Raw genomic sequence first — 22,766 nt, forward strand, 5'->3', positions numbered from 1 at the left:
AAAATACACACTATATTCGTAACACGAAGATGAAACCAAATATTAAAAATATAGCTGTACTTACTTCTGGGGGCGATGCTCCAGGCATGAATGCTGCAATTAGAGCAGTTGTACGTACAGGAATTTACCATGGCATTAACATGTTTGGTGTTATGCAAGGATATCAAGGTTTAATAAATAACAACATTAAACCGATGGACGCCCGCTCTGTAAGCAATATTTTACACTTGGGTGGAACCATATTAAAAACAGCCAGATGTTTAGAGTTTAAAACAGATGAAGGACAGCAAATTGCTTACGATAATTTAAAAGCAAACGATATTGACGGCTTGGTTGTAATTGGTGGCGATGGAACCTTTACGGGTGCCAAACGTTTCGGTGAGAAATTTGGTGTTAAAGTAATTGGTATACCGGGTACAATTGATAATGATTTAAGTGGTTCTGATTTTACATTAGGCTACGATACAGCAATAAATACGGTTATTGAAGCGATTGACAAAATCAGAGATACTGCCGATGCTCACGATAGATTATTTTTTATTGAGGTAATGGGCAGAGATTCTGGTTGTATCGCTTTGCGAAGTTCTATAGCAAGTGGTGCAGAAGCAGTTTTATTACCTGAAATTGAAACCAGTGTTGATGAGCTTATTCAAAAATTAACACTTGGTGCAGCTACTAAAAAATCATCGAGCATTGTAATTGTTGCCGAAGGACATAAACAAGGCGGCGCTTACGATATTGCTAGGCGGGTTAAAGAAACTTTTGATCATTATGATACAAAGGTTACTATTTTAGGGCATTTGCAAAGAGGCGGAAGCCCTAGTAGTTTCGATCGAATTTTGGGTAGTAGGTTAGGTTATGCTGCCGTTAATGCATTAATTGCAGGAGAAAGTGCACAAATGGTTGGTTTGCATGGAAACGCAATAAAGTTAACCAGCATTGAAGATGCATTAAGTGCTCATGCTTTTAAACTTGAGGATGATTTAATGGAAATGACAGAAGTCTTATCCATATAATAAGGATGGTAGCAGTTGTTTACAGTGGTTCGAGAACGGCGTTTTGGAAATTAACCCAAAATGGAGAAGTTGTAGCACATTGCAACACTACCGGTATAAATCCTTGCTTTGTTGACAAGAAAACAATTCTTCAAATTTTAAATAAGAAGGTTGTTTTGGTAAACAATGCAGAGAATATTAAGAAAATCTATTTCTTTGCAGCAGGTGCTTCTTCTGCTGATAGGAAAGATGAACTTGCAAAAACTTTGTCATCTTTTTTTAGATACAGCAAGGTTGTGGTAGAAAATGATTTATTTGGCGCAGCCAAGGCTGTTTGTTATAACAAAACAGGCATAGTTAGTATGTTAGGTAGCGGCGCAAATTGTGCCTATTTTGATGGAAAAAAGCCACACAACAATAATTTTGGCTTAGGCTATGTTTTAGGAGATGAAGGCTCTGCAAATTATTTAGGTAAAATGCTTTTAAGAAGTTTTTTAACCAAAAAACTCCCTAAAGAGCTTGAAACCAAATTTATCAGAACTTATAATTTAGATAGAAGCCAGATACTTGAGAGAATTTACAGAAAGCCTCAGGCAAATATTTTTCTGAGTTCGTTTCTTGATTTTTTTATACAAAACAATAAACACGGGCATATTTTAAAAATGGTTGATGAAGGTTTTGAAAAACACTTTCAAACGTACATCCTACCAATGAAAAATAAATACCCAAAAGAAGACTTACATTTTGTTGGTACGGTTGCCGCAGAATTTCAAGATAGATTAATACATACAGCCGAAAAGCACGATTTAACTATAAAAACCATTATAAAAGAACCAATACTAAATTTATTAAAACATTACACTAATTAACAAAAACAATGAGCAAAATTGGAATAAACGGCTTTGGCCGTATCGGCAGACTGGTTTTCAGAGCCGCATTAAAAAGAGGATTAGATATTGTAGCTATTAACGATTTAATTGAGCCGGATTACATGGCTTATATGTTAAAGTATGATTCTACCCACGGTAAATTCGATGGTACAATTGAAGTTGTAGATGGTAACCTAGTTGTTAATGGCAAAACCATTCGCGTTACTGCAGAAAAAAATCCTGCTGATTTAAAATGGGATGCTGTAGGTGTTGAAGTAGTTATCGAATCTACAGGTTTATTCTTAACACGTGCTGATGCTGAAAAACACATCGCTGCAGGTGCTAAAAAAGTAGTTTTCTCTGCTCCGGCTAAAGATGCTGATATCCCTACTTATGTAATGGGTGTTAATCATGATAAATTGACAGCTGATCAAACCATCGTTTCAAACGCTTCATGTACTACAAACTGCTTAGCGCCAATCGCTAAAGTATTAAATGATAATTTCGGAATTGTTGAAGGTTTAATGAGTACAATTCACGCAGTAACAGCAACTCAAAAAACAGTTGATGGTCCATCTGCAAAAGATTGGAGAGGTGGCCGTGGTGGTTTCTCCAACATCATCCCTTCTTCTACTGGTGCTGCTAAAGCAGTTGGTATGGTTTTACCTGAGTTAAAAGGTAAACTTACTGGTATGTCTTTCCGCGTTCCTGTTGCTGATGTATCTGTTGTAGATTTAACTGCTCGTTTAGAAAAACCAGCAACTTACGAGCAAATTAAAGCAGCTATGAAAGCGGCTTCAGAAGGTGAATTAAAAGGCGTTTTAGCTTATACTGAAGATGAAGTTGTATCATCTGACTTTATTGGTGATGACCACGCTTCTATTTTCGATGCTAAAGCAGGTATTTCATTAAACGATAACTTTGTAAAAGTTGTTTCATGGTACGATAACGAGTGGGGATATTCTTCAGCGTTAGCTAAATTTGTAGAATACTATGCAAGTTTATAATATTTGAGATTTTAAGTTAAATTAAAATTATTAAAGGGTTAACATTTAAAAATGTTAACCCTTTTTTTATTCACTAATAAAAACATTGTTCAAAAGAGAAAATATTTATACATCTTTTTAAAAATTATAGAAGAAGTAGATTAAATTCTATGGTTAAATAGAAAAGCAAAATATTATACCGACTATATTTTCAATTTAATCGAAATATTGACACAATTCCACCATCAATTGATACGATTTTACATTATTTAACAATTTATTAATGAATTTTCTTGTTAAATTTGAAAAATCAATCGAATAATTCCTTTAGTTGAAGCAATATTAGATTGGAATAAAAAAATGACAAAAAAAATACTTAATTTTTTCTTAGTGTATTTTTTACACTAACATTTTTTTTACTATATTTGTAGAGTAATAATCAAACAGTGGTTATCACGTAATAAATAGATAAATCATTTTCTGGAAAAACATTTGTTTAGAAAGAAAATTTAAGACAAAGCCTGGCTCATAACAGGTTTATATTTGGTTAGAAAAAAGAGATACGTCTGGATGGAGTATCTCTTTTCTTATTTAAAGGGATTGTGGTTGTTTGTTAAAATTTAGACCTTTGATTTTCTATAAGTTATTCATATACCTAACTCGCCAATCACCATAAATTAGGCAGTTTAGGAAAATTCTTTTCAAACAAACGCTCTATACCGACTATACCTTGTCTATTCTTATTACCTGGGCATTGTTCTTCATAATAATAAGGCGCATAATAAATTAATGTTTTAATCTCTTTTTTTGTAATTAGATGCATAATACTATAACCAGCATCAATAGCTATATTGCTGCATTCTGGATAGCTTTTATCATCTAACAACTGCCACGGCTTAAATTTTGAAATGTCCTTCCATATTCTTAATGAGGTATCGGGGTTAATTTCAACAAGATTAAAAAAAATATTGATGTCTGCTTGTCTATTCTTATACAAGGTTTTTCTGGATAATAATTCATACCAAAGTTGGGTTGGAAAATTTTTCTTAGATGATGACAATGTTTTCCAAGAATTATCAATAGGCTCATAGCTAAAAGTATTTACAGATTTTCCTGCTCTTGAAATTATCCTATACGGATGTGGCTCATAACTGTCAGTATCATACTCTATAATTATTGTACTATCTGCATATTTCTGAAAAAATTTATGCATGGGAGTAATGCCTTTAGTTTGCCCCCTACAAGAATAAATGCATATTAATAATAGAATAGAGGTCGCTAATATTTTCATGATTAAATTTAATAATAATCATCCCTGATCTTGGGAAAATATCTATCAATTATTTCTTCAATTTTGATAGCCACCTTTCTGCTATTGTTACCCGGGCAAAGCTTTTCATAATATTCAGGATTCCAAAAAATTAATGTTTTAATTTCTTTTTTTGTAATTAAATGAATAATCGCAGGACTGCCTCCGTCATTGAGGAAATTATCGACAATATTTTTACAGCCATGTCCAAAAACTCTATCATCAACAATTTGCCATGGCTTATACATAGAAATTTCATTCCATATTTTCTTTGCTGTATCTGGTTTTAGGTTGATAAGATTAAAAAAAATATTAATATCGGCAGGACGATTTTTGAAATTTGAACGCTCTACACCTATCATATTCCATAAAATTACCGGAAACATATTTTTTAATTTGTAAAGCGGATAGTAAGCAGTATCTAATGGCTTATAGTTAAAAGTATTTACAAAACTTCCAGTTTTACTAATAAGCTGGTAGCTTGAGGGCTTTCCGTCCGGAACATTTGCATATTCAATTATTATAGTGCTATCTGCGTATTGCTGAAAAAATTTATGCATGGGTGTTACGCCTTTCGAATAACGCATAAGGCCATCCTGACCGGAACAATAATGCCTCGAAAACATGATTAAAAGTGCAAAAATAAGGAGCTTTTTCATTAGGGCAAAATTATTAGTTTACACAGTTAATATTAGAATTATTTAGCATTGGTGTAACCTTATTATCGAATAAAGAATCTATTCTCATATGTAGAGGAGTACCCGGAATATAGTAAACTTGGGTATCCTTTACATTTTGAATGAAATAAGTAGTTTCTCTTGAACCTTCCCAAGCAAGCCCCAAATAATCATACTGATCATAATTATTATAGTTTGCATCATATTTCTGGGCAAATTCCTTCAGACCTAAAACTAATACGCCAATGTTTCGGGCAATATATTCATGGTGAACAGCCCCCAATGTTGAGTTACCTGCAAGTTTACTTTCAAAAATATCCATTAACTCATTTAAAGTCATATCCTCAGGTTTTTTTGTCCAATTATTCGTAACCTCATACGTACCAAAAACATCATGTGCTCTTTGCATAAGATTAGCATGAAATGCTTCGTGTAATAACGTTTTAGCAATGTGAATAGGAGGAGCACTATTAACAAAAGAACGCTTCAGATTTATATAAATCTGAGCTTTGTTGGCAGGATTGTAGGTAGTTTCACCTCGAGAATCAGCATTCGTTAGTACATCTTTAACTTTGAAAGTTACATCGTACCCAACTCCAGTAAATGCTTTCAACAATGAATCAAATTTTATATTATTGTTAAGTAATTTATCCAATGCACACTTAGCTTTTGGATTATTGATAATTGACGTGTCTTTTGATATAATTGCTCTAGTGTATTCCTCTTTAACGATTTCCCCACCGTATGCTTCTCCAGGAGGTGCTGGCGCTATAAAGTCTATTGCTTCTTGTTCTGGAATATTTGGGTCTACATTTGAGGTATAACTCCATTTACATACTTTCCTGGAAACTATCACCAACTCACCTATTAGATTAACATAGCTTTCACCTGGCACCCAACTACAATTCTCTTGCCAATCTTGAATTTTATCAGGCTTTATACTTCCATCAAGGCTCATAAGCTTACCTAGTTTAAAAAATGACTTATCAACAAGCTCTGTCGATGGACTTGAATCGAATTTTGTTTGTCCAATAATTTTTCCTTCGAAAAGAATATAGCCTCTTTGAAAAGTATTTTTTAAATCAAAAAGTAAAATATCTCCATTGAAGTTCTTTAAAGATTTGTTTTCATCGATAGCCTTTGTGTCTCCATTACTAGGCTTAATAACCATTATTGAACTATGGATTTTGCCCACAGAATCTTTATAGGCGACCAAATGACTTTTTGTAGAGTTATAACCTTCATATAAGTTCTCTACTAGGGGCACATGGATAATATTATTGCCATTTTTTAGTTGGATTGAATAAGCATTTTTCCAATAAATCATGTTATTACCACTAATTTTATTGGAGGATTTTGCAACATTACCTAAGGGTAGATTGGCAGTTAAACCTTTTCAGTTCGCTAAGTGTTACAATTTTCATGCTTTGATTATCCTTGATGTAGAATTCCTTCTTACATGAAGTAATTTGCACCATAGAAATCATAACAAATGCAATGAATAGTTTAAGGGGTGAGATAAGCGTTATATTTTTCATTAAAGTTTATTTTTATTAAATGTATAATTAATTATCCAAAAAGACAAGCCTGTATATTTAAACATTAACGAACACACACTTAAAACTATATTGACCATAAACTAGAAAGATGTAATGAACAAAGATTATAGCCCATAATAGGTTATATTTGATTTTCTTATTTAAAGAGACCATGATATTATTTACAACCCATGCAAAGCTTTTCTTACATTATCTTTATTAGGCTTTGAAATTGGAATTTTCTCTCCAGAGGTTAAGAGCAAAACACCACCATCTTCTTTCAACCAACTTTTTACATATTTAGGATTTACCAAATGGCTTTGGTGCGTTCTTATAAAACCATTTGGTTTTAATAAATCAGCATATTCTTTAAGAGGTTTTGAAACCAATATTTTTTCACTGCCCGAAAGATAGAAATGAGTGTAAGTATTGTCTGCTTCGCATCGTATAATTTCTGATAAAGCAACGTATCTTATTTCGCTCTGCATCTGTAAAGCAATTTTACTCATATTCACTTCAGGCTTTTTAAGCTGTTGCATCAAAAAATCGAGTTGCGAAGTTCGTATATGGGTTGATAATTTATCTTCAGCCTTACTTACCGCATTAATTAATTCTTCAATATCAATAGGTTTTAAAAGATAATCCAAGGCAGCAAATTTTACTGCTTGTATGCCGTATTGGTCGTATGCGGTAACAAAAATAACTTCAAAATTTTGCGTTTGAACTAACTTAAGTACATCAAAACCTGTCCTCTTACCCATTTGGATATCCAAAAAAACCAAATCAGGCAAATACTTTTCAATCACATCAACAGCATCTGTTACATTTTGTGCAGTTGCCATTATACTTACCTGCGGACAATGCTTATTTAGCAATGTCCGCAGGTTTTCTAAATTGGAAATTTCATCATCAACTAAAACTGCCTTCATATTTTTATAGCCAATCGGTTAGTGTTAAAATTATTTTAGTGCCATTTTCCCTTGATTGTATTTCCAAAATAAAGCGATTTTCTTTATAAACACTGTTTAATAAAGCAATTCTACTCTCGCTTAGCGAAATACCCAAACCATTACTCCTTTTTTCTTTGTCAAAGCCGATTCCATTATCGGTAACAGTTAAAACTAAATCGTTCCCTTGCTTTATAAATAATATACTTATTTTTCCATCCGTAGCTTTCTGCGATATACCATGTTTCACTGCATTTTCTACAAAAGGTTGGAGCAGCATACTTGGTATTTCTACGTTATCTAAATCCAAATTATGCTCCGTTTTAATCTCGTAATCAAAACCAAAACGCAAACGCTCCATTTGTAAGTAATCATCAAGCAAACTTTTTTCTTGCGATAAACTAATCAGTTCTTTATCATTGAGTACGTTGCGGGTTAACCTGGCAAACTTTGAAAGATATTTATTAGCATTATCTATTTCGTTTTTATTCATTAAATTTTGAATACCAGAAAGTGCATTAAATAAAAAGTGAGGATTTAACTGAGAACGGATAGAATTAAGTTGAAGTTTAGCAACATTTTTCTGTTGTTCTTTTTCAGCCAATGCTTTTTTATTTCTTTTTTTGCTGAAGTAAAGGATAACAAGAAAGACTAGTCCAATAAAAATTGATACAATAAATCCGTAAAATAAAAGTTCTTTTTTAGTATAATTTTCTTCCTCTAAAGTTATTGAAAGCATGTGTCTGGTTGTATGCTTTTCTATTTCTTTTTGAAAAATATCTGATTTTATAGCTGGCTGTATAATAATCTCATAATTTCCAGATTTTTTGAAGATGTTTCTATCAACTTTAACAACGGGCAGAAACTCATGCTCTTCGACTATGCCACCATATTGCCAAACGGATGATTCATAAATGATTTGATTGTTCTGCTTGTCTATGATGGAAATATTATAGAGATAATCAATATCTGATCTTTCTTTCACGATTGTTATTTCGTCATCTTTTTCAGTGAAAGTGAAATTTGTTGTATCCTTTGGCTTATTAACCCAACTATAATCAACACCTTTTTCAGTTTTGAATCGTTTCGAAAAACCTTTAATTTTTGCTTTTGGAATAGGTTTTCCGTAAAAAACAGTTTTATCAATATCCTGAGGTTTTTCTATGCTGTAAAGGAGTACTGTAATTATTTTGTCCTTAATCGGGAAAATACCAAGTGATGTAGAGCTAAACACCTCATCGTCTCCAGCGTTAGCATCTTTCATCTGAGCTAAGTTAAATGATTGGTTAACGTTTACCGGTTTATCATCCATCAATATTGTATAGCGAAAATCTTTTATAGCAATATTTTTCCTAAAATATATCTGAAGGTTTACATTATTAGCATCTGGCAAATAGTTAAAAGAAATTTTTGGTTGATTTGGAAATACGTTGTTGTAATAAACTTTCCTAGCTGAGCTATCAACATTCATTAACAGTTTTCCTCCGGCGGCATAATGACGCTTAAAGTTGATACCATTCTGTGCATTTACTGTAAATAGAGCAGTAATTAAAATTAGAAATGTGATGATGATCTTTTTCATAGTGTTGAGTTTAATTTTCATCAAACTTGTCGCAATAATAGCAAAACTAAAACCATAAAACAGGAAACACAACATTCGAAATAGTGTAAGTATTGTTTCTCACAGTATTTGAAATTTCTAAATAAAGAATTAAACTGATTTTTTGTCTAAACAAAATATTTTGTAACCCAAATATTTACATCCCCATAAAAAAAATCATAAAAGACATTGCTTAGAAAAGAAGCATTCCATAAGGTTGTAAAATTTTGCTGTTGTATAACATAAAAGTCACAAAGGCTGCGCAATAAATACATATTCTTTGTATATCATTGTGCATTGCGGCTTGCTAAAATCTTCTACGTCTCTCAAAAATTGCAACCACAAATAAACCAACTTTTTGGCCAACAGCCTTTCTTAGTATTTTATTATTTTGAGAAGAATTTTTACATTTTTGCTCCTGTTTCTTGCTGTAATAACTGCGAAAGCGCAGTATCAATTAAAAGAAAATAATCTGCCAGATGAGGTATCTATCCTAGATCATGCATCTATCTTAAATACAGGCACTAAAGATTTAAGCTTACATCAAATAATTAAAAATTCAGAAAAACTTAAGTTTAAACCATTAAGCGGGAAGTTCGGGAATTTAGGTTTTACAAGCGATAATTATTGGGTTAAGTTCCAAGTTCAAAATACTTTGGATGTACCTACGCTCTATTACCTTCAAACTGCAGAACCTGTTACAGATAATGTTTATTTGTATTTGCTTGGAAATAATTCGAAAATTGAACTACAGAAAAGTGGTGATAACATAGACTTTAGCGAAAAGAGTATTTCAAGCAGAAAAACAATTTTTAAAATTGAGCTTGAACCTGGAGAAACCAAGAGTGCATTTATTAAACTAAAGAACGACGGCGAAAAAAATTCTTTACCATTGGTATTAATAAGTCAGCAGAAAATGCTAGAACACACCTATTCTGACCAGTTAATAATGGGTATTTTCTATGGAATTCTTTTAGTGGTTGCGATAACATATTTCTTTTTTTATTTTGCCTTAAAAGATATTTCATTCCTTTACTACACGTTGTATGTGTTTTTTATGGGTTTATGCCAATTTGCTTTAGATGGTTTCTACCATCAATATATTGGTACAGGAAACTCATGGTTTAGCTTGCATGCGGTCATTATAAGTGCAATTTTAAGCTGCTTCTTTTTTGGCAAATACAGTGAAATTATTCTGGAAATAAAACAGAAAAATCATCGTATCCATAAGCTATTTAAACCCCTATATATTGCTTTAGGATTAGTTTTAGCTTCCATTATATTGTTTCCTGGGTTCTTAAAATATTCATACCCAATCATTAATATATTAACGGTTTTTGGTTTATTGTTAATCTTTTCATCAATAGCAGTAATCATTTTTAAAAAACAGTCGATTGATATATTTTATACCATAGGAATTTCAATTTTAGCACTAAGTATCATTTTAGCCATATTAATGAATTTTGGTGTTTTCCCTGAAGATTTTTCAACTGATAACATTACCAAGCCAGGAATTGGCTTAGAAATTATAGCACTATCACTCAGTATGGCCAATAGAATTGGAATACTCAGAAATAAAAAGGAAGAACTTCAAAACATTGCGCTCCAGAAATCGGAAGAAATGAACGACATTAAATCCTACTTTCTGTCGAACATGAGTCATGAACTTAGAACGCCGCTTAATGCAATATTAGGACTGGCTGCAATTATGGAGAAAGAAACAACTGATGCTAAACTGAAACTAAATTGTGAAAAAATAAGATTTGCCTCTAATGGTTTAATTTCTTCGGTTAATGATATTCTTGATTTCTCGCAGATTGAAAAGGGTTTGCTTCAACTCAACAATAATGATTTTTGTGCGCATGAAGTGCTAGAAAAATTGGCCAACAGTGCACAAAGGCAATCTAAAGAAAAAGGTTTAGTTTTTAATTTCGAATCTACTTTAGAGCAAAATATTATTCTACTCGGCGATTCGGTTAGGTTGGAGCAAATTATCTATAACGTTTTGGGCAATGCAATTAAGTTTACATCTAAGGGCGAAGTAACGCTAAAAGCAAAATCTATTGTAGAAGACAGTACTTTAACCTTAAGCATTACCATTAACGATACTGGTATTGGTATACCTAAAGAAAAACTAGATAAAATATTCGAACTTTTTGCTCAAACAAATTCAGATAACAAAAGGAAATATGGTGGTTTTGGTATTGGGCTAACAATTGCAAAAGCATTAATCGATTTACATGATGGTTCGATAAATATTATTAGCAGTGTTGGTCATGGTACCAGTTGTGAACTCGTAATTAAATATCCTGTTCAAAAAATTATTACCAAAGCAGTAAACATATACCCTACTGATGAGCATGATTTGCTTGGCAAACATATATTAGTTGTTGAAGATAATCCCATGAATCAAATGATAATTCAAATGATACTTGAAGATTGGAAAAACACAACAGTATCTATCGCTGATGATGGTGCGCAATCCTTAGACTTGCTTAAATCTGATGAAAGTATTGACCTAATTTTAATGGATTTGCAAATGCCTGTAATGGATGGCTACGAAGCTATAGCAGCGATAAGAAGCGGCTTAGCAGGACTAAATAATAGCGAAAAACCAATAATAGTTATTACTGCCGATGTAACAAGTAAAACCAAAGAAAGAGTTTACAATATTGGCGCTAATGATTATATGAATAAACCTGTTGATGAGGAATTAATGTATCAAAAGATAACAGAAGTTTTATCAGCACAAGCGAATTTGAAAGCCAATTTAACCCAAAGTGCTTAAATACTTTTATTGGAAATCTCCTTACAAGCCTTTAAAAGCCATATAAAAATCTTCGATTTTGATTCATCAAAAGATGAAATATTGTGCCATGCGTAAAGAAATGTGTTTTCAAGAATCTCATTACCCTTTTTCTTATTCTTTACATCTCGAATTATTGAACCATACAATGCAGATGAGTACAATTTATAAAGTATTTTGAAAGTCTCCTTATCACCAGACTTTAATTTTGCCAAACATATTTCATCTTTGGGATGCCACACTTTTAACAATGGCTTAACGAATTGTGTTGAATTACTAAGGATTGGCGTTTGCATAAATTTATCGCAATTAGATTATCAACACACGGTTTATACAATTGTTCACTATAATCAGAAGAAACAAACAACCCAACGGAGTAAATTTTCATTTTATATGTATCTTTGAAAATCTTATGAAGTTATTTGCCATCATTTTATGCATCTCAATTCTTGCTTTATCTTGCATTTCATGTGAAGATTTTGAGCTTGCAAATAACTTATCAATAGTTACAGAGCAAATTATAAATCAGGAAAACAGTCATCAAGAAAGCGATAATTGTTCTCCGTTATGCACCTGCAACTGCTGTGGTCAATTAATTGTATTTAATCAAAAGGTTGAGCTTTTAATCAAACCGAAGCCACTAAACCACAGCAAGAATGTAGCTACTTATTGTAATTACTTTCTATCAGATTATACTAAAAACATCTGGCAACCTCCAAAATTGAATAGTTAATTCTAATGTTAATTAACTGCTCGGTTACTACTGGGTTATATTCAATTATCTAAATAAAAATGCAAAAAATACTTTTGTTGTTATGTACACTTGTGTGCGTAGTAACTGCTAACGCACAGAATAATTTTAACGTTGTTGTTAAAAATCAACAAAGCCAATTACCAGTAAATAATGTTAACATCCAAGTAAAAGGAACAAAAAACATTGTAACGACTGATGAAAACGGAATTGCTAATCTTAAAAACATCCCTAATGGGAAACAAATTTTAGTAGTTAATTGCATTGGTTTTGAAAGCAAAACTGTAATGCTCAGCTTCCCTTTAAATCAAACAAATCCTTACGAAATTTTGCTAAATCTATCAGAAGATGAGCTTGAGGAAGTAATTATTTCATCAACCAGAACCAGTAGATCGATTAAGAACACCCCAACAAGAGTAGAAACTATTGAGCTGGAGGAAATTGACGAAAAAAGCAATATGCGCCCGGCAAATGTTTCGATGATATTGCATGAAAGTACAGGTATAGCCGTACAACAAACCTCTGCGACAAGTGGTAATGCGAGCATTCGTATTCAAGGACTAGATGGTCGTTACACACAGTTACTGAAAGATGGCTATGCAAGCTTCGGGAATTTTGCAAGTGGCTTAAGTGTGCTCGAAATCCCACCTTTAGATTTGGCTCAGGTTGAGATCATTAAAGGACCATCCTCTACATTATATGGTGCTGGCGCGATTGCAGGTGTCGTAAATTTTATTTCCAGAACTCCAAAAGAAAAAGCAGATTACAATTTCATTGTCAACCAATCTAACGTTGGGCAAACAAACATTGGTGGCTTTACGATGAAAAGAAATAAAAAATTTGGTTACAGCCTACTTGCATTGGTAAATTTTCAGAAGCCTTACGATGTTGATAACGATGATTTCACTGAACTTCCTAAAAGTAAAGATTTCACCATTCATCCCAAAATTTTTATATATCCCAATGAGAGAACGTCGATAATTTTTGGAAACTCTTTCACTACAAGTGATAAAACGGGAGGCGATATTTATCTGATAAAGGATGGTCCGACTTCAAATCATACTTATTTCGAAAACAACAACACTTCAAGAAATACTACAACATTCGATTTAAGTACTAAGCCAAATGAAAAGGATCTATTTAGGGTAAAAAGTAGTTTCAACTATTTTAAGCGTAAAATTGGCACTCCAGGATATTTATTTAATGGCTCTAATTACAATTTTTACAATGATGTGAGCTACTTGAAAAACCTAGAAAACCAATCGCTTATTTTTGGAGGAAATTTAATTTACGATAATTTTAAGGAAAGAGATGCATCCGACGCTAAAGATTTTAAAACCAAAACCGCAGGTTTGTATGTTCAGCAAACTTTAGATATTTCTGAGAAACTAAAATTAGAAAATGGAATTAGAGCAGATATCACACAATACGGGAATAATTTATATAACAAGACAGATTTTTTCCTCTTACCACGCGTATCTGCCCTATATAATTTCACCGAAAAGTGGAGCTCGAGAATTGGAGGAGGGTTAGGCTATAAAACACCAACGCTATTTACTGAGCAAACAGAAACATTCCAGTATCAAAATCTAAATCCACTAAGCAACGTAGAATCGGAAAAAAGTTATGGCGGAACTGCAGATGTAAATTTCAAAACCAGTATTGGTGAGGATTGGTTGATTAGCTTAAATCAAATGTTTTTTTACACCAGAATAAATAATTCAACAATATTGCTACAAAATGCTTCGCAAAATTTTTATTTTTCAAATACTACTGAGGCAGTAGATAGCAAGGGTTTTGAAACAAATGCAAAATTAATCTTTAAAGATAACTTCAAACTTTTTGCCGGATATACCTTTACAAATGCAAAAGCAAATTACCTTCCTATAATTCAAGAAATAAGATTACTCCCAAAAAATAGACTGAATTTGGCCTTGCTTTATGAGAAAGAAAAAAATATTAAACTGGGTTTAGAAGGTTATTTTACAGACAGGCAATATCTATATAATAATTTTCAAACTCCTTCCTATTGGGAGTTTGGATTTATGGCAGAAAAGTATTTCGGAAAAATATCGTTTTTTATAAATGCAGAAAACTTTACAGATACCCGGCAAAGCCGATACAAAAGTGTCGTAAATGGCTCGCACACCAATCCAACATTTGATGATATTTGGACCCACACGGAAGGCAGAACCTTCAATGCAGGAATAAAATTGAGACTATAGTTTAGTCAATTAAAGAAATCATTAAAAAAAATATTTCAAAAGCAATAATTTTCTATCTTTGCAGCTCCGGATGCTTCCACTCCGGAAAAAAGAAAAGCCCTTCGGTAACGGAGGGCTTTCTTTGTTTTATCAATTCCCAGACCATATGATGCTGGAATACTCCCACCGAAGTCTATTGCAAAAAAACTTTTTATAGTGATGACACTTATATTCCGAATTGAGCAACATACTTGATATAAATCATCAGACCAATCGGTCATCATCAGAATGTTTCCAGATTTGAATGTACATTTTTGCATTAGATACCAAATTTGGTGTTTTTGATGTTACATAACGCTAGGTGTTCGAGCAATAATGAATAGTCTATCTAATTTTTTCTTAGGGTATTTGTTACTTACTATAGTAGCCATAACAATACTTTCCATAGTGGAGGAAGTATATTACTTCAAGGCTTTTGGGATAGAGATTATCAACCTTGTTGGCATAGAAAGCTTGATTTTCTCAGGCAGAGGTATTTCGCTCGTTGAAAACCTATCAGCCATCTTGCTCTGCCCTACATTCATCTGCCTGATTTTAATCCTTCAGGAATGGCTAAAAGATAGTTTAAATCCTAATTTTTATAGAAGATGGATATTCTCTATAGTTGCCCTTCCGTTTGTGTTAATGATACCAATATTGCTTTTTTCAGGGCGCACAATAGCATTAGGAATATTAATTGCCCATTTAACTCTTTTAATAATTTCTTATTTTATAATATTTCATCTGCGTCTCTACATAGCACAAACATTGGGTATACACATATTTTTGGTTTCCTTTATTCTGCTATCAATACTTGCGACATTGAGAATTGACAGAACCGTCAATTACTCTCGAAGCCAAAAGTCAAGCTTTCAAGATGATGAGCGAGGCAATACGAACAACCAGAGCAGAAAACTCATTCATGTAGGCACAAAAGAGGAATACAACCTATATTTTGATCCCAGACTTAAAATAGGCGTTGTCAAGAAAAAAAGATAAGTTTTAAAACTAGGCACTATCGTCATACTCTTTTTTTTAATATTCCTAAACATAAAAATAGTCTTGGAGCTTTTTATTGTTGATTTAAATCAATAAACTAAATGACTAGCGTCAAATGGTTTGTTTGATCTTTTATTAAGCTTTGCGCAAAACCTGAATTTTGCCCAATATGAACAAACACATCTGCCCTACAATTACAAACAATGTAAATATTAAGCCATCTAAAAGCTTAATTGACGCAGAATTGCGCAATTCAAGCAGAAAGTTCTACTATTTAAGCTCTAAATCACATCAATCTTTACTTTACGCCTTTTATTTTCTTGCTATTGCATGAAAAAAACAACATATTTGCACCAGTGTTATGTCAACCTGCAACGGAAGCTCAAATTTTTCTTTTGTAAAGTACATCAGGAACTGACTGACCTGGAAAATGAAGAATTAGTATGGCTTTTATTTGGGCTATTAATCTCTGTAGTAACCTATTCTTCGGGAGTTTTGCATACTTCGGCAAAAGAACTCTTTTTTAGATAAATAACAAATTCAGCTAACAACCGTCTTGTAATTTCCAGCTTGCAATAAACAAAGCCGGACTCAAAAATTAAATTTAAATGGAAGGATCCAGAATCTTGATAGCAATCAAGAATTTTGAGTTAAGAAAAAAAATATCAAGCATACTCACTGCAGGCAAATACAAGGTCAAAGAAACAGCGAGCGGTAGCGAGGCAGTTGAACACATACGGGAAAACCCTATAGATTTGGTAATCTGCGGAATTGAACTCATCGGAATGGATGGTTTCGGCGTACTCAGAGTAGCGAATAAATTTTTGGAAACTGCTGCCACCAGCTTTATTATGTTACTAGAAAAATACCAGGAACCGTTAGCAAGGAAGGCGATGGAGCTCGGAACAGATGGATATCTAGTTGAGCCTTTTGACGACTTAGAATTACTCAATCAGGCAGAAGTGCGCCTAAGAAAAAAGCGTTTCCAACAAGAGTTATTTTTAAAGAAAATTCAACAGGCCAGGGTCGCTGCAACCCTCAATGAAGCTTTACCTTGGCTTATCGAACGCCTCAAAAACTTCCCATTACGATCATTTAAGAAAAGCCAAACCATTTTTTACAACGATGACCATGTTTCTGGTCTCCATTTTATTATATCAGGGCGGGTAAAGACATTTATCTCCGATGTTAAAGGGAATACAATGGTAACTGGCTTTTACCACAAAAACGAGTATTTCGGCCTGGAAAACCTTTCCCTAGGAAAGCTCTCAATAGATGAGGCAGTGGCGATTGAGAATACAGAGGTTGTCACAATCCCAATGCGAGAATTGCAGCAAATGATACTGGACTACCCGGACCTACTTCAAATGTTTATCAGGGATTTATCTTCAAGAGTTACACAGAGAGAAAAGCGGCTTTTAGAAATTGTCTACTGTTCAGTGCGGAAACGGATTTCTAATACGATCTTACACCTTTCCGAGAATCAACCTTACAATCTTCAACCAATCCTTACTATATCAAGAAACGACCTGGCCAGCTTTACTGGCGTTGCTTCTGAGACTTTGAGCAGGGTACTTGGTGATTTTGCCAGGGAGGGTCTGATTGGAAAACATGGCAACGAGATTATTATAAAGAGGCCTGAACAACTTAAATCACTAAGGAACTAATTGCTGATCATAATCAAGGTTTATACTGTCTGCAGTCAGCGGAAATGTATTTCGTTTTGAGGAAATTTGAAAAATATTAGTACCTAGTATTCAGAACCCCTATATCTATGATGATTGCTACCCCAGAGCCAATAAGAATAAATAAAAAATCAACTGCAAACATACGCAGCTTTCTAAAGCTGTCATTACCTTTCTTAAACAACAGGTCTCACCACCAAGCTTTGCGCTACCTCTATTTAAATACTTCATTCAGATATGTAAAGAAAGGCGAGTTGCTTTTTAATGCAGAGCACCCTTACTCAAAGACACATATCCTAATGTTAACTAGCGGTCTGGTAAATGGATACCTGTCGAATGCTACAGCAGAACAAAACAAAGTAATATGGGTTGGGATAAAAGGAAGCATGTTTATGTGTGAAGAATCCATTTTAGAAAACTTTAATGTTACTGCATGCGAACCTTCCAAATTCATGATTATAAATGGTCAGCAGTTAGAAGAGGGTTGCAAAAAATACCCAATTTTAATGGTCTTATTTTTTAATCTACTTTTTCCCTACGCCATGAAAGGCTTTGATTCAAGGACAGCGCTGCATGCACAGGAACAATCAGCCAACCGTCTATATTTTTTTAGCAATACCTATCCATGGCTTACAAAAGAACTAAAGGATAAAATTACCCAGTTTGAACCAATTCCGATTTTGATAGCTTGAGTGATTAATTCGTAATCCAGACCTCAAATGCTTTTTTTCTTGCGACAAAACTGATTACCAAAAATTACTAATGAAATCGCTAGTTAACTACAAATCTATTTTTTGTTTTGTTTATAGAAAGTACACTGTAGTTATTCTGTACTCTTGTTGTTAACGGCTTTTAAAAATCACCACTGCCAATGGAGGCAGCACAACCTCAATAGAATACTGCTGATTATTGTATGGTTGCTCGTTAGCAAGAATATGACCGCTATTATTAATTCCACTTCCGTAGAAGATAATATTGTCGGTGTTAAAAATTTCCGTCCAATTATTTTTAAAGGGTACACCAATTCGGTAGCTTTCTCTCACTACCGGGGTAAGATTGATGGCCACAATCAAAGTATCTTTAGCTTTAGGCCCCTTTCGCATAAAAACAAAGGTTGATTCACTAGAGTTATCCGCATCCAGCCATTCAAACCCTTCATAACTGAAATTAAAGTGGTGCAAGGCTGGTTGGTTCCGGTAAAGAAAATTCAAAGCCTTCACAGTTTCTTGCAGTCCTTTATGAGGTGTGAAATCAAGCAAATGCCAATTTAATGATGCTGTAAAATTCCATTCACTTGTGTCCCCAAATTCGTTGCCCATGAAAAGTAGCTTCGCGCCAGGATGCGTGAACATATAGCCATAGAGTGCTCTTAAGTTGGCAAATTTTTGCCAGTCATCGCCAGGCATTTTGTACAACATAGGCGATTTGCCATGCACAACCTCATCGTGCGAAAAAGGCAACATAAAATTCTCGGTAAAAGCATAACTCATGCTAAAACTGAGCTGGTTATGGTGGTGTTTTCTACCTAAAGTATCAACTTTGAAATACTTTAATGTATCATTCATCCAACCCATCATCCATTTCATCCCAAAACCTAATCCACCAGAGTGAACGGGATGAGTTACTCCAGGGTAAGTACTGCTTTCTTCAGCTATAGTTTGCACACCTTCGAAATTGCCATAAACGGCAACATTCAAATCTTGCAAAAATTGTATTGCACCAAGATTTTCACTTCCACCATATTCATTGGTTGCTGCATCTCCATCCTCTCTAGAAAAATTAAAATAAAGCATAGAAGCAACCGCATCTACTCTAAGCCCGTCGGCATGATACTTATCTAACCAGAACAGAGCGTTACTAATTAAAAACGAACGAACTTCGTTCCTATCATAATTGAAAATATAAGATTTCCAATCTGGATGAAATCCTTTACGCATATCTGCATGCTCGTATAGGTGAGTTCCATCAAATTCATACAAGCCATGTCTATCACCAGGAAAATGAGATGGTACCCAATCCAGAATTACAGCAATATCCGCTTTATGTAACTCTTCTATTAAATACATTAAATCCTGCGGACTTCCATACCTGGAACTAGCTCCAAAATAACCTGTTATCTGATATCCCCAACTTGGAAAAAATGGAAACTCCATTACAGGCATAAGTTCTACATGAGTAAAACCCATTTCCTTAACATAGGGAACTAAGGCTGTGGCAACCTCACGAGCGTTTAAAACTCTTTCAGGCTCGCTGGGATCTCTCTGCCAAGAACCTAAATGCAATTCATAAACTGATATAGGTTGATTTAAAGCATTTAGTTTTGGTCTTTTTTTTAACCAGGCTTTATCTTTCCAACTGTAATCAGTATCCCAAATTACACTGGCCGTTTGCGGTGGATGCTCCCATTTAGTTGCGTAAGGGTCGCCTTTTAAATGCTCTGACTCATCAAATCCTTTTACGAAATATTTATAAACTTCGCCTTTTCCAATATTTGGAATGAAACCTTCCCAAATACCTGATTTGTCCCAACGTTTATTTAAAGGATGAGCCCTTCTGTCCCAACCGTTAAAATCCCCAACTACACCAACTCTAATGGCATTAGGTGCCCAAACCGCAAAATATGTTCCAGCTGTTTTGTTAAGCGTTGTGATGTGAGCACCAAATTTTTCGTATAATCGAAAATGCTTGCCGACTGAAAATAAATCAATATCATAATCCGTAAATAAACTGTGAGACCAAACGTTCAAAGTAAAATCTACTGGTAAAGCTGCTTTCTTAATATTTTCTTTTTTTGCTGCTGACATAGACGTTTTTCGGTTAGATAGGTATAACCCCGAAACCGATTTAAAGTTTCGGGGTTGAATGATTACAGACTTAAAATCTGTATTTCTGAGAAATTTTTAAGACACTTAAAGTGAAGGATATTTTTATCATCTGTATAAAAATCAGTCACTTCTTTATTGTCTACAATAATCTTTTTTACCTGAAAGTTTACACCCATTATATTACAAGCATAAAACTCATAATTCGGAGTGTATAAACCTTCAATTCTCTGGTTTACTTTCAAAAATTGATCATCACCTTTAACTGTAAATTTCTTCTCCAGATAAATATCTTGCTCAAATGCAAAAGTATCGCCGTGATCTTCGTACATATACGAGTTCACTTCGTAATCACTATTGTAAATATTCAAAACAACCTCAGTAATTGATTTTTCATCAACATACTGCATTACAGGATACTCTGGAATTACAGAACCCGCACGCACAAACATCGGCATACTATCAATTTTTGCCTCAATTAAATGCTCGCTTTCTCCATCAAGAATTTCATTAGTCCAGAAATTATACCATTTTCCTTTTGGAAGATAAACTTTTCTTGAGATTGCACCCTGCTCCAAAACCGGACAAATCAACAACTTATCTCCATAGCAAAATTCATCCTGACGGAAATGATTGCTGATATTTTCTTGCTCAAGCATTACAAGCGGACGCAAAATTGGGAAACCGTAACGATGATGTTCCCAGAAAACCGAATATAAATATGGTAACAAACGATACCTTAACTCAATAAATTTTCGGTTAATATCTTCAAAAAACTCTCCAAAACTCCATGGCTCACGCTCCGCAGTATCACCAGCCGAGTGTGCACGCATAAATGGAGAGAATGTTCCAAGCTGAATCCATCTTGTAAATAATTCACCATCTGGTTCGCCACTAAAGCCACCAATATCAGTACCGCAGAAAGAAACGCCAGAAACCGCTAAACGTTGACACTGGATATTTCCAATTTTTAAGTGCTCCCAGGTGGCGATGTTATCTCCTGTCCAAACGCTTCCATAACGCTGCATACCGGCATAACCAGCTCTTGTGATTGTGAAAGGCCTTTTATTACGCATTAGTTTTTTCAAACCTTCGTAAGTAGAACGCACCATTTGCATACCATAAACATTATGTGCTTTACGGTGCGAACCACGATAACCATCGTAATTATGGCGAACATCGTTAGGGAAAGTGCCCGAACCAAATACTGCAGGTTCGTTCATATCATTCCAAAAACCTGCAACCCCCATATCTACCATCTCCTCGTATAATTTACCCCACCATTTTCTAACTTTTGGATTGGTAAAATCAGGAAACTGACAACGGCCCGGCCAAACATGACCTTCCATAAAATAGTCATCACTTCTACGGCAGAAATATTTATTGTCTTTACCTTCTTTGAAAACCCAGTAATCATCATCAACCTTTATTCCCGGATCAATCATTACAACGGTTTTAAAACCATCATCAGAAAGCTCTTTTATCATTCTCCTTGGGTCAGGAAAATACTTTTTATTCCAGGTAAAGCAGCGATATCCATCCATGTAATCGATATCTAAATAGATTGCATCGCATGGAATTTTACGTTCTCTGAATTGTTTAGCTACTTCTTTAACCTTACTTTCAGGATAATAACTCCAACGGCACTGCTGATAACCTAGAGTCCATTTTGGGGGCATCGGGTGTGTTCCTGTTAAGGTTGCGTAACGCTTAACAACATCCATCATATGTGGACCATGTATGTAATAGTATTGCAACTCTCCTCCATCAGCCCAGAAACTAGTTTTTGATACATCTTCGCTACCAAAATCAAAGTAAGATTTAAAAGTATTATCAAAGAAAATACCGTAAGCTGCCTGATTATGTACTCCGATGTAAAACGGAATAGTGCGATATAATGGGTCCTGATTCCAGCCGAAAGAATAAGCATCGGTATTCCAGTTTTCAAACCTTCTACCTCTTAAATTAAAATTCCCTGATTTATCTCCAAGTCCGAAGAAATTTTCTTCAGGATGGCATTTCTTAGTTGCGTAAATATAATATCCACCAAAATCAACATTTTCTTCCCAATGCATTGAGTTGGCTTCATCAACCATTACAGTATTTGTAATGTTATCTGAAAAGGAAATATGGAAATTCTTTTTTTCAATTTTACAGGTTACAACACTTGTAGAAACAGTATAGAATTCATCATGTTCCTGCATTTTAAAAACAGAAACTTTCTGGTCAACTTCAGGCACAGCATAAGAGAAATCATCTAAGAAAACACCGTGTGGCGCAAGTCTAACACGTATAATATTGTCGCTTACAACTCTAATTTCTACTCTTGCATCTCCATCAGAAAAATAAAAACGGTTACCTTCTTTTTTAACCTTTTTTACAGCTCCTAAATATTGTTTAACAATTGGCTTAACAGAAATATCAACGGGATTATTTAAATGTTGAATTTCCTGTTCTTTTTCAATCAATTCATTAACCTCGTTCTGCTTATCGTTTGTATCTTCCATCCTTAACTATTCAAAAAAATTAAATTAAACTC

At 34.0% G+C, this 22,766-nt stretch carries 17 protein-coding genes; 9 read left to right on the forward strand and 8 right to left on the reverse strand.

Annotated features, from left to right (window positions below; translation table 11 throughout):
* The first annotated feature begins 29 nt into the window (after positions 1-29).
* From pfkA to gap, 3 genes are read left to right on the forward strand one after another with little or no spacing between them, the layout of a single operon-like run.
* On the forward strand, positions 30-1,016 hold the full coding sequence (gene pfkA / locus ACO05K_RS11510) for a 6-phosphofructokinase (protein WP_421944575.1): 987 nt from the start codon (positions 30-32) through the stop codon (positions 1,014-1,016).
* Between the two features lie 5 nt (positions 1,017-1,021).
* Positions 1,022-1,864, forward strand: a complete 843-nt coding sequence (locus ACO05K_RS11515) for a hypothetical protein (protein ID WP_421944576.1) — start codon at positions 1,022-1,024, stop codon at positions 1,862-1,864.
* Between the two features lie 8 nt (positions 1,865-1,872).
* The gene (gap, locus tag ACO05K_RS11520; protein ID WP_421944577.1) at positions 1,873-2,871 is read left to right on the forward strand and encodes a type I glyceraldehyde-3-phosphate dehydrogenase; all 999 of its coding nucleotides are present in this window, start codon (positions 1,873-1,875) and stop codon (positions 2,869-2,871) included.
* 646 nt (positions 2,872-3,517) lie between these two features.
* Here the strand turns inward: gap and ACO05K_RS11525 are convergent.
* From ACO05K_RS11525 to ACO05K_RS11545, 5 genes are all read right to left on the reverse strand, one after another.
* The gene (locus ACO05K_RS11525) at positions 3,518-4,141 is read right to left on the reverse strand and encodes a hypothetical protein (RefSeq protein ID WP_421944578.1); all 624 of its coding nucleotides are present in this window, start codon (positions 4,139-4,141) and stop codon (positions 3,518-3,520) included.
* Positions 4,142-4,149: 8 nt separating this feature from the next.
* Positions 4,150-4,818, reverse strand: a complete 669-nt coding sequence (locus ACO05K_RS11530; protein ID WP_421944579.1) for a hypothetical protein — start codon at positions 4,816-4,818, stop codon at positions 4,150-4,152.
* Positions 4,819-4,831: 13 nt separating this feature from the next.
* Positions 4,832-6,163 carry a hypothetical protein gene (locus ACO05K_RS11535; protein WP_421944580.1) on the reverse strand — a complete coding sequence of 444 codons (1,332 nt, stop codon included), beginning with the start codon at positions 6,161-6,163 and terminating at the stop codon, positions 4,832-4,834.
* A 393-nt stretch (positions 6,164-6,556) separates the two neighbouring features.
* Positions 6,557-7,303 carry a LytR/AlgR family response regulator transcription factor gene (locus ACO05K_RS11540; protein WP_421944581.1) on the reverse strand — a complete coding sequence of 249 codons (747 nt, stop codon included), beginning with the start codon at positions 7,301-7,303 and terminating at the stop codon, positions 6,557-6,559.
* Between the two features lie 4 nt (positions 7,304-7,307).
* Positions 7,308-8,903, reverse strand: a complete 1,596-nt coding sequence (locus ACO05K_RS11545) for a sensor histidine kinase (protein WP_421944582.1) — start codon at positions 8,901-8,903, stop codon at positions 7,308-7,310.
* Positions 8,904-9,312: 409 nt separating this feature from the next.
* On the opposite strand from ACO05K_RS11545, the gene ACO05K_RS11550 reads away from it, so the two are divergent.
* Positions 9,313-11,709 carry a hybrid sensor histidine kinase/response regulator gene (locus tag ACO05K_RS11550; protein ID WP_421944583.1) on the forward strand — a complete coding sequence of 799 codons (2,397 nt, stop codon included), beginning with the start codon at positions 9,313-9,315 and terminating at the stop codon, positions 11,707-11,709.
* On the opposite strand, the gene ACO05K_RS11555 is transcribed toward ACO05K_RS11550, so the two are convergent.
* Positions 11,706-12,023, reverse strand: coding sequence for a hypothetical protein (locus ACO05K_RS11555; protein WP_421944584.1), 318 nt, complete (start codon positions 12,021-12,023; stop codon positions 11,706-11,708). The two genes, ACO05K_RS11550 and ACO05K_RS11555, sit on opposite strands and share 4 nt — an antisense overlap.
* Positions 12,024-12,139: 116 nt before the next feature.
* Here ACO05K_RS11555 and ACO05K_RS11560 point away from each other — a divergent pair, with 116 nt between their 5' ends.
* From ACO05K_RS11560 to ACO05K_RS11580, 5 genes are all read left to right on the forward strand, one after another.
* Entirely contained in the window at positions 12,140-12,460 is a 321-nt protein-coding gene (locus ACO05K_RS11560; protein ID WP_421944585.1) for a DUF6660 family protein, read from the forward strand.
* 59 nt (positions 12,461-12,519) lie between these two features.
* On the forward strand, positions 12,520-14,703 hold the full coding sequence (locus ACO05K_RS11565) for a TonB-dependent receptor (RefSeq protein WP_421944586.1): 2,184 nt from the start codon (positions 12,520-12,522) through the stop codon (positions 14,701-14,703).
* A gap of 354 nt (positions 14,704-15,057) precedes the next feature.
* Positions 15,058-15,720 (forward strand): hypothetical protein, encoded by a 663-nt coding sequence (locus ACO05K_RS11570; RefSeq protein WP_421944587.1) that lies wholly within the window; start codon positions 15,058-15,060, stop codon positions 15,718-15,720.
* A gap of 608 nt (positions 15,721-16,328) precedes the next feature.
* Complete coding sequence (locus ACO05K_RS11575; RefSeq protein WP_421944588.1) at positions 16,329-17,387, forward strand: cyclic nucleotide-binding domain-containing protein; 1,059 nt, start codon at positions 16,329-16,331, stop codon at positions 17,385-17,387.
* 107 nt (positions 17,388-17,494) lie between these two features.
* Positions 17,495-18,097 carry a hypothetical protein gene (locus ACO05K_RS11580; RefSeq protein ID WP_421944589.1) on the forward strand — a complete coding sequence of 201 codons (603 nt, stop codon included), beginning with the start codon at positions 17,495-17,497 and terminating at the stop codon, positions 18,095-18,097.
* Between the two features lie 150 nt (positions 18,098-18,247).
* Here the strand turns inward: ACO05K_RS11580 and glgB are convergent, their stop codons facing one another.
* On the reverse strand, positions 18,248-20,209 hold the full coding sequence (gene glgB / locus ACO05K_RS11585) for a 1,4-alpha-glucan branching protein GlgB (protein WP_421944590.1): 1,962 nt from the start codon (positions 20,207-20,209) through the stop codon (positions 18,248-18,250).
* A 62-nt stretch (positions 20,210-20,271) separates the two neighbouring features.
* Complete coding sequence (locus ACO05K_RS11590; protein ID WP_421944591.1) at positions 20,272-22,734, reverse strand: glycoside hydrolase family 31 protein; 2,463 nt, start codon at positions 22,732-22,734, stop codon at positions 20,272-20,274.
* Between the last annotated feature and the right edge of the window lie 32 nt (positions 22,735-22,766).

It is taken from the genome of Pedobacter sp. (assembly GCF_965227205.1).
GTDB lineage: Bacteria > Bacteroidota > Bacteroidia > Sphingobacteriales > Sphingobacteriaceae > Pedobacter.

Bases quoted from the DNA above. Each gene is read 5' to 3' on its own strand.
- ACO05K_RS11555 (WP_421944584.1), bottom strand. From the start codon at position 12,023: ATGCAAACGCCAATCCTTAGTAATTCAACACAATTCGTTAAGCCATTG.
- ACO05K_RS11570 (WP_421944587.1), top strand. From the start codon at position 15,058: ATGAATAGTCTATCTAATTTTTTCTTAGGGTATTTGTTACTTACTATA.
- ACO05K_RS11575 (WP_421944588.1), top strand. From the start codon at position 16,329: ATGGAAGGATCCAGAATCTTGATAGCAATCAAGAATTTTGAGTTAAGA.
- pfkA (WP_421944575.1), top strand. From the start codon at position 30: ATGAAACCAAATATTAAAAATATAGCTGTACTTACTTCTGGGGGCGAT.
- ACO05K_RS11525 (WP_421944578.1), bottom strand. From the start codon at position 4,141: ATGAAAATATTAGCGACCTCTATTCTATTATTAATATGCATTTATTCT.
- ACO05K_RS11545 (WP_421944582.1), bottom strand. From the start codon at position 8,903: ATGAAAAAGATCATCATCACATTTCTAATTTTAATTACTGCTCTATTT.
- gap (WP_421944577.1), top strand. From the start codon at position 1,873: ATGAGCAAAATTGGAATAAACGGCTTTGGCCGTATCGGCAGACTGGTT.
- ACO05K_RS11560 (WP_421944585.1), top strand. From the start codon at position 12,140: ATGAAGTTATTTGCCATCATTTTATGCATCTCAATTCTTGCTTTATCT.
- ACO05K_RS11530 (WP_421944579.1), bottom strand. From the start codon at position 4,818: ATGAAAAAGCTCCTTATTTTTGCACTTTTAATCATGTTTTCGAGGCAT.
- ACO05K_RS11580 (WP_421944589.1), top strand. From the start codon at position 17,495: ATGATGATTGCTACCCCAGAGCCAATAAGAATAAATAAAAAATCAACT.
- ACO05K_RS11565 (WP_421944586.1), top strand. From the start codon at position 12,520: ATGCAAAAAATACTTTTGTTGTTATGTACACTTGTGTGCGTAGTAACT.
- ACO05K_RS11515 (WP_421944576.1), top strand. From the start codon at position 1,022: ATGGTAGCAGTTGTTTACAGTGGTTCGAGAACGGCGTTTTGGAAATTA.
- glgB (WP_421944590.1), bottom strand. From the start codon at position 20,209: ATGTCAGCAGCAAAAAAAGAAAATATTAAGAAAGCAGCTTTACCAGTA.
- ACO05K_RS11535 (WP_421944580.1), bottom strand. From the start codon at position 6,163: ATGATTTATTGGAAAAATGCTTATTCAATCCAACTAAAAAATGGCAAT.
- ACO05K_RS11590 (WP_421944591.1), bottom strand. From the start codon at position 22,734: ATGGAAGATACAAACGATAAGCAGAACGAGGTTAATGAATTGATTGAA.
- ACO05K_RS11540 (WP_421944581.1), bottom strand. From the start codon at position 7,303: ATGAAGGCAGTTTTAGTTGATGATGAAATTTCCAATTTAGAAAACCTG.